Genomic DNA, 4613 nt, shown 5'->3' on the forward strand with positions numbered 1-4613 from the left:
CCCCCGCGCCGCGCCCATCGACTACGCGGCCGCCGCGCCGAGCGCGCGCCCCTCGCCGGGCCTTTCCCCGCTCAACGAGCGCTACACCTTCGACCGCTTCGTCGTCGGGAACAACAACCAGCTCGCCGCCGCGGCCGCGCACGCGGTGGCGGAGGCGCCGGCGCGCATGTACAACCCCCTCTTCATCTACGGGGGGGTGGGGCTGGGGAAGACCCACCTGATGCACGCCATCGGGCAGACGATGCTGGCGCGCGACGCGGCCAAGCGGGTGATGTACCTGTCCTCGGAGCGCTTCACCAACGAGCTGGTGAGCGCCATCCAGGAGGGCTCCATGGCGGAGTTCCGCCGGCAGTACCGGCAGATGGACCTGCTCATGGTGGACGACATCCAGTTCCTGGAGGGGAAGGAGCGCACGCAGGAGGAGTTCTTCCACACCTTCAACGCGCTGCACGACGCGCAGAAGCAGATCATCCTCACCTCGGACCGGCCGCCCAAGGAGATCGGGCTGGAGGACCGCCTGATCTCGCGCTTCGAGTGGGGGCTGGTGGCCGACATCAAGCCGCCCGACTTCGAGACGCGCATGGCCATCCTCCGCAAGAAGATGGAGGAGGAGGGGCTGCAGATGGCGGACGTGGACGAGGTGCTCACCTACATCGCCCAGACGCGCACCTCGTCGGTGCGGGAGCTGGAGGGGGCGGTCACCAAGCTGTTCGCGCACTCCTCCCTGTACCGCCGCGAGATCAGCGTGGAGTTCGCGCGCGAGGTGCTGGGCGGCACGGCGTCGGCCGAGGAGAGCGGCCCCGGCGGCCTCTCGCCGGCCGCGGTGCGCGAGCGCGTGGCCGGCGCCTGGGGCGTGACCCCGGAGGCGCTGCAGTCCAAGAAGCGCACCAAGGACCTCACGGTGCCCCGCCAGGTGGCGATGTTCCTGATCAAGGAGATGTTCGACCTGCAGCTGGTGGAGATCGGGAAGCTGTTCGGCGGCCGCGACCACTCCACGGTGATCCACTCCATCGCCAAGGTGGAGGAGGACATGGCGGCGGACCCGGCCTTCCGCGAGCGCGTGGAAGCCCTGCGCGCGGCGCTCCGATGAGCGCCCGCCGGCCGTGTGGATATCGCTGTGGAGGGGGTGTGGAGAAGTTGTGGAGATCCCGCCGGTGTGGATGGAGGCGTGGACGGCGTGGAGAGCAGGGGGGTTCTCCACAGCTCCGTCCACAGGGTGCGGAGGGTGGGCAGGTGGGTGCGCAGCAACGGGATGGAGGGTGGGCGGGGGCAGCTTTCCACGCGTCCACACCCTCTATTACTGATACTGTATTTAATATCTCCAGGTTGGCAGGACTGCTTCCCGGTGGACAACCGTCAAACTCCAGAGTCTGGGGACATCGATGAGATTCACGATCACGCGTGAGAACCTTCAGCAGGGGCTGGGGTCGGTGGCCGGGAGCATCCCGACGCGCACGACCCTCCCCGTGCTCGCCAACATCCTCCTGGAAGCGGAAGACGGCGCGGTGCGGCTGAGCGGGACGGACCTGGACACCGCGGTTTCGGTGCGGATCCCGGCGGAGGTGGCGGAGCCGGGGGCGATCACCGCGCCGGCCAAGAAGCTGCAGGAGATCGCGCGAGAGCTGCCGGGGTCGGTGGAGATCTCCACGCAGGGCGACACCATCACCATCGCCAGCGGCCGCTCGCGCTTCCGCCTGAACGGCCTCCCGCGGGACGAGTTCCCCGCCTTCCCCAAGGTGGCCTTCGAGGAGACCTGGAAGCTCACCGGGCGCGACCTGGCGCGGCTCATCTCGCACGTGAGCTTCGCGGCCTCCACGGAGGAGACGCGGCCCATCCTGAACGGGGTGCTCTGGCAGCTGGGCGAGCAGGAGATGCGGATGGTGGCCACCAACGGCCACCGCCTGGCGAAGATGACGCTGCCGCTGGACGAGGGAGACGCCCACGTGGCCGCTGGAGACCTGATCGTGCACCCCAAGGCCCTGGGGCAGGTCCAGAAGCTGTTCGGGCCGGAGGAGGCCGTGGAGGTGGCCCGCTCGGAGAACCACCTGGGGTTCCGGACGGAGGCGGTGCAGGTGTTCACCCGCCTCATCGAGGGGCCGTACCCGAACTACGAGCAGGTCATCCCGAAGGACAACGACAAGACGATGGTGGTGGACAAGGCGGCGCTGAACTCGGCGGTGCGCCGCATGGCGATCGTGGCGAGCGACCAGACGCACCGGATCCGCATGTCGCTGGGCGGGCCGATGATGAAGTTCTCGGTGCAGACGCCGGACCTGGGCGAGGCCACCGAGGAGCTCCCGGTGGAGTACGACGGCGAGCCGCTGGAGATCGGCTTCAACGCGCAGTACCTGCTGGAGCTGATGCGCTACATGCCCACCGACGAGGTGAAGATGACCTTCAAGGCACCGGAGCGCGCGGCGACCATGGAGCCGGTGGGGAACGAGGACACGCCGGACTACATGTGCCTGGTGATGCCGCTGCGGCTGTTGAGCTGAGGGGGAGAGGGCGGCTTGTAGGGGTGGGGAAGGGGAGGTCCTGGGCGGCCTCCCCTTCGCTTTTCAGTACAGGTCGTCAACGGTCCAGGTCACGAGGGAAGATGGGAGATCCCGCGCGGCCTCCAGAAAAGACGGCTTGAATCCCGCCGCGGACGCGAACAGCATCGGGGCGCCGGGCTCCAGCGCCTCACGTGCCCACGCGCGCCCGCTCGCGGCCAGGCGCCGGAGGGCGTCGAGGTGCTCCAGCAGAACGGTGGCATCCGCTGCGCGCTCGCGGAACTTGGCCGAGCCCGTCATCATGCGCCCGTCCAGCAGGCGCACCACCAGGTCGATCTCCACGGGATTGCGGTCGCGGTCCCGGCCCTCCCATCGCGCCCATGTCTCCACGGCCGGCAGCCCCCGGGCGCGCGAGTGGCGCAGGTACGCCTGCCGGACCACGTCCTCGAACACCTCCCGCCCGACATAGGCCGGAAATAGCTGCGCCGCGAGGCGTTCCGTCCACACAGTAGCCGCCCCCGCGCTGGCGATGGCCGATTCGTTCGGGAGGACCATCCCGTAGTAGAAGCGCAGCGCCGGATCGGCAATCCGGTATCGTGCGGCCTGGTTGCCCGGCTCACCAGGATTCTTCTCCTCCTCCAGGAATCCCAGCTCCACCAGCTGGGCGATCATGCGCCGGAGCGGCGTATCGGCCTCGCGCCCCAGGGCAGCTGCGATCTCGCCCCGCTGGCGCCGCTTGATCCCAACCGCCTGCAGGATCCCCTGGTACGTGGCGTACTCCCGCAGCCCCTCCTCCTGCGCCAGCACCGTCTCGAGCTGCAGCCGGACCTCGCCGTGTGGCCGGAGGAGCAGGTCCACGATGTTCTGGCCGAGCGGACGGGCCGAGTCGACGGAGCTGAGGTACTTCGGCACGCCGCCGAACGCAGCGTAGGCGCGGATCCGGTCTGCCGGGGCGTACCCCGGCAGCATCCGGCCCGCGTCGTAGTAGTCGAAGGCGTGAAGCTGTCGTACCCAGTCGAGCCGCCCGTAAAGCGGGGAGCCGCCGTTGGCGAGGGCGGCCAGCGTCCGCACCGCCGATCCGGAGAGCACGAGGAGCAGGCCGCCGGTCCGGGGGAGTCGGCCTTCCCAGACCGCGTTCAGTTCCGAGGCGACTTCCGCCAGACCTGCATCGCCGGTGGCGAGATACTGGAACTCGTCGAGCACGATGACGAGGTCTCGTTCCGGGTGCAGGCCGAAGAGCGCGCGGAACACTGCCCTCCAGGTGGGATAGTCCTCCGGGTGCAACTCCTCACCGGACCACCGGCCGGCCTCCTCCAGCAGGACCCGCCGGTTGATCTCCGGGGAAGTGGCGGAGGCGGTGAAGTAGAACGCCCGCTCACCGTCCCAGAGCTGGGTCAGGAGGTACGTCTTGCCCACACGTCGGCGCCCGTACAGCAGCGCCAGTTTACGTCTCCCCGAGTCCGCCAGCGCCCGCAGCTCTGCGGCTTCGCTCTCCCTGTCTACCAGAGTTTCGAACATGGGAATCGCTGGCTCGTGTGGTTGAGTGCTCACACGTTAGCATGCTAGCATGTGAGCATGCAATGGACAAGGGTGGGTACGGCACGCCGCAGCCCGGACCAGGGTTGCCGTCCAGCGTTGCACGGCTGCCGGAAGCGACTGCAGCAGCAACAGTTAGCATGCATATGGCCCTCGTCTTGCGACCGCCGTACTCCCCTTTCGAGCGAGAGAACGGAAATCCAGAGAACAGAGGCGGGAGCCATGAACGGACAGAAGCTGGCACGCGGGATGGGGTGGTTCAGCATCGCCCTCGGGGTCGCGGAGATCGTGGGCGCCAACCAGCTCAGCCGGGCCTTCGGGCTGGGCAATCGCGCCGCGGGGGTGCTGCGGGTCCTCGGGGTGCGCGAGATCGGCACCGGGGTGGCCGTGCTGGGCACGCCGCGCAGGGCGCCGGGGATCTGGGCCCGGGTGGGCGGCGACGCCCTGGACCTGGCGGCGCTGGGCTCCGCGTTCCGGGTCCGGGGCGCCAACCGGGGCGCCCTCGGCGTGGCGGTGGGCGCCGTCGCCGGGGCCATGCTCCTGGACGTCATCGCCGGGATGAAGCTCAGCGGCGGGGGGGGGGGG

Annotated in this window: 4 protein-coding genes; 3 read left to right on the forward strand and 1 reads right to left on the reverse strand. The window is 69.3% G+C overall.

From position 1 onward, the window contains the following. Together dnaA and dnaN are read left to right on the forward strand one after the other, a co-directional pair. A partial coding sequence (gene dnaA, locus VGR37_21520) for a chromosomal replication initiator protein DnaA (protein HEV2149991.1) occupies window positions 1–1090 on the forward strand: 1090 nt, incomplete at its 5' end. Between the two features lie 292 nt (window positions 1091–1382). Then, entirely contained in the window at window positions 1383–2495 is a 1113-nt protein-coding gene (gene dnaN / locus VGR37_21525; GenBank protein ID HEV2149992.1) for a DNA polymerase III subunit beta, read from the forward strand. Between the two features lie 63 nt (window positions 2496–2558). On the opposite strand, the gene VGR37_21530 is transcribed toward dnaN, so the two are convergent. After that, window positions 2559–4010: an ATP-binding protein gene (locus VGR37_21530; protein ID HEV2149993.1), complete on the reverse strand. Its 1452-nt coding sequence runs from the start codon at window positions 4008–4010 to the stop codon at window positions 2559–2561. Window positions 4011–4250: 240 nt separating this feature from the next. On the opposite strand from VGR37_21530, the gene VGR37_21535 reads away from it, so the two are divergent. Continuing rightward, a partial coding sequence (locus tag VGR37_21535) for a hypothetical protein (GenBank protein ID HEV2149994.1) occupies window positions 4251–4613 on the forward strand: 363 nt, incomplete at its 3' end.

This window comes from Longimicrobiaceae bacterium (assembly GCA_035936415.1).
GTDB lineage: Bacteria > Gemmatimonadota > Gemmatimonadetes > Longimicrobiales > Longimicrobiaceae > JAFAYN01.

Coding starts and splice junctions, on each gene's coding strand:
- dnaN (HEV2149992.1), top strand. CDS start 1,383: ATGAGATTCACGATCACGCGTGAGAACCTTCAGCAGGGGCTGGGGTCG.
- VGR37_21530 (HEV2149993.1), bottom strand. CDS start 4,010: ATGTTCGAAACTCTGGTAGACAGGGAGAGCGAAGCCGCAGAGCTGCGG.